Here is a 3,110-nt window from a genome sequence, read left to right on the forward strand (position 1 = left end):
ATTCAAAATAACCTTTTGGTTTCTGGCTCTGCTTCATCAAAAGTCTATGAAGCGAATGTATTTGCAGATGCAGCAGCAATTGTTGATTTTGCAAAAACAAAAACAAATACCTTATTGGCTTCACTAACTTTCAATGTAAATGCACCTAATTTAAAGTTAGCTGAAAGTACTTCGGTTACTCCTAAATTCGATGGTAGTCTTTCGAGCTTAGAAAAGGCAACATTTGTAGGTGCAATGGGTACCACTGACTGGACAACTGGCTGGGTTGTTTGGGATCCACAAAATGTTAGTTATAAATAAAACTAAATGTATTATAATAAAAAAGGGAGAGCATCAATATCATGCTCTCCCTTTTTTAATTATACAGCTGTCTCTTTAACTTTTTTCGCCACCTTTACCTTAGTAGCTTTCTCTTCTATTGGAACAGGTACTTCAGCAATCACCTCTACATTACTTTTCAATTCAATTTTTTTACTTAACTGTTTTGCAAATTTCTCAATAATTACTTTAGTTTTTTTTGCTGTGCCCTGATCTGCAACAATTGCTGTAAAGGCCACTATTAATTTATCCACCAACTCTTTCTTTGCTTTTTTGCTTGCTGATTTTACTTTTTCTTTCTTCATAACTGGGATTTTATAATAAAGTCAAAGATAGGGTAGACAGAAATTTATTTATATTATCATTATGTTAAGCACTTTCCCAGCGTTAACATAAATTGCAACTTGAACTATTTAATCGCGACTGGCGAATATGCGTAGACAATTTGATAAGGAACATTTTTTAGCTGAGCAGAAAGTTGACCAATCTTTAAGTCTTGTTTTTGCGGAGTAGGTTCGCAAACCGAATAAGAATTACCATTATATAGCACTACATCACCAACTGGTTTGTCGAATTGTACTGCCATCGTAATATGAGTAGGGTAGAGCAAAGCAATCATAGGGAGGTTATAAATCTCTTTGACCAAATAAAAGAATAAAGCGGCTCTATCATCGCAATCACTTAGATCATTTAATAAAGTTTGCTCTGGAGAAAAACGTTTTTCTTTGCCGTTAGATTTTTCATCATCTTCGTATAGGAAAGCATACCTGGTAAAACGCATTAAATAATCAACTCCTTTTTTAGCACTCATCTTTTTTAGATTTTCTTTAAGCGTTGGGATAAGCGATTGATACGTTTCTCTACTAAGAGGAATATTAAAATAGCTAGCAAAATCTACTATCGGGTAATTCGCGAAAATAGTGGAAACCTCATTCGTTACTTTCACATTAAAGTGATAGACCTTGTGTTTATAATTAAAGGCTATTTGTTTTTCATGATAATTCTCCGGCTTAAAATTTGGCATCCCAGTTACTTTATAACTAAAAGCATTCTTTGCCTCCGCCACAGCTATGTTTACCGGTATGTAGGTAGCTTCCTTTTGAAACAACTTCCCATAGTCATGGTAATTCAAACACATGTATTTTTTATCATCAATCATAAAAAATGGAATATCTGAGATGTCCTCTTCATTCTTGATATAAAAAACGAGCTGATCATTACCAATCGCAATTTTTGCATCAAAGCCCGATTTACACATTAAAAACCATTTATATAAAGTGTAGCGATTGTAGTTGGCAGCCTTTGGGCTAAGCTGTTGTGCCGTTTTCCTAATCAATTGATAATATAACCAATCATTTAACTTATATTTTTCTTTATAGTTTAGAAGTGTGCTTATCAGGTTTTGGTAATTACTTTCATTAATTTTTTTATAAAATGAATGAACAGATAACTGGCTTAAATCCCCGTCAAAATTAATATTCAAAGTTTCATCAGCCGAGAAATTAAAGGTGCTTTCATAAAAATCAAAAGCGTAGCGTTGCGCTTTAACCTCACTAAAAGAAAATATAAGGATCGCTATTGCAAAAGATGTGAAAAAAAAATATTTAAATAATGCGTTCATGGCATTAATATTTAACTAACATTAAATGTAAACAAAATTAACATAGAAGTCATATTAAGTTTTTCATTAAAGTAATCGGCATTTAACATAGCGTTAACATCACCCTCTTACCTTTGTAATGTTAAATAAGTAGTTAATATTTGACAATAAGTTTAGGTTAGTTGATAACAAGAAACCCCGGCTGGTTACCGGGGTTTCACTTTTTTAAGACTTACGAAGTTTTAAGACTTACGAAGTCTTAAAACTTCGTAAGTCTTAAAAATTCTTCCCAACCTTCTCCAACATTTCTGCAGGAATTTTCTGTAAATCAACTACCAAGAAGCCATCTAAACAATCAGAAAATTTAGGATCTATGTTAAAGCAGATGATCTTCGCATTCAAGTTCAAATACTGACGCAATAGTACGGGAATCTTGATGTGTGAATTTTCAATATCCCCGATTAATCCGTCTAAATCTTTTAAAGTCCCGCTACTCTCTACTAACAAATCAGTATCGATGGGAGATAAATCCGCTTTGAATTTATTCTTTGGCTTTACATAACTTGCCAGCTCATAATCAAAATGGTTTTTGGTAATATAATCTACAATCAAAGATTTAGAGAAAGTGGAAAAATTATTACTAATGCTTACCGGTCCGAACATATACCGATACTTAGGGTTGTCTACCAGGTATTTTAAAATCCCTTTCCATAGCAAGAATAAAGGGAGTGGCTTAAGCTGATATTCTTTTCTAATCCATGATCTGCCCAATTCAATCCCTTGTCTCAATACTGGATAAAATGGTTCTTTGATTTTAAATAGTTCAGAAAGATAGAAGCCTCTTCTACCCATTGTATCTAAAATTTCATCGCCCTTTCCAATCCTATAAGCACCCACTATGTTTTGCAGGTCTTTGTCCCAAATAAATAGGTGATTGTAATAAATATCGTAGTTGTCTAAGTCAATTTTCTTATTCGTTCCTTCACCAACCTCTCTGAAAGTAATTTCACGTAATCTTCCGATCTCTCTTAAAATATGTGGGATACTTGCTGTTGGAGTAATGTAAACCTCATAGTTCTTTTCCTCCCAAACTTTAAAATCTTCCAGCTGTGAAACTTCTTTCACAATAAGATTACGGTCGGTTTCTGGAACAACCTGTTCTGGTTTCTTCTTCCTTTTAAATAGATTAATG

The 3,110-nt window shown here is 33.3% G+C and carries 3 protein-coding genes and 1 pseudogene; 1 reads left to right on the forward strand and 3 read right to left on the reverse strand.

Annotated elements, in window-relative coordinates; translation table 11 throughout:
- Positions 1-300: pseudogene (locus WC622_RS16695) on the forward strand (hypothetical protein); the annotation flags it as partial.
- A gap of 59 nt (positions 301-359) precedes the next feature.
- Here the strand turns inward: WC622_RS16695 and WC622_RS16700 are convergent.
- From WC622_RS16700 to WC622_RS16710, 3 genes are all read right to left on the reverse strand, one after another.
- Entirely contained in the window at positions 360-623 is a 264-nt protein-coding gene (locus WC622_RS16700; RefSeq protein WP_372820825.1) for a hypothetical protein, read from the reverse strand.
- A gap of 104 nt (positions 624-727) precedes the next feature.
- Positions 728-1,939, reverse strand: coding sequence for a hypothetical protein (locus tag WC622_RS16705; protein ID WP_372820826.1), 1,212 nt, complete (start codon positions 1,937-1,939; stop codon positions 728-730).
- A 255-nt stretch (positions 1,940-2,194) separates the two neighbouring features.
- On the reverse strand, positions 2,195-3,110 hold a 916-nt coding region (locus WC622_RS16710), incomplete at its 5' end, for a GNAT family N-acyltransferase (RefSeq protein ID WP_372820827.1).

The sequence above is a fragment of the Pedobacter sp. genome (genome assembly GCF_041662865.1).
Classification (GTDB): domain Bacteria; phylum Bacteroidota; class Bacteroidia; order Sphingobacteriales; family Sphingobacteriaceae; genus Pedobacter.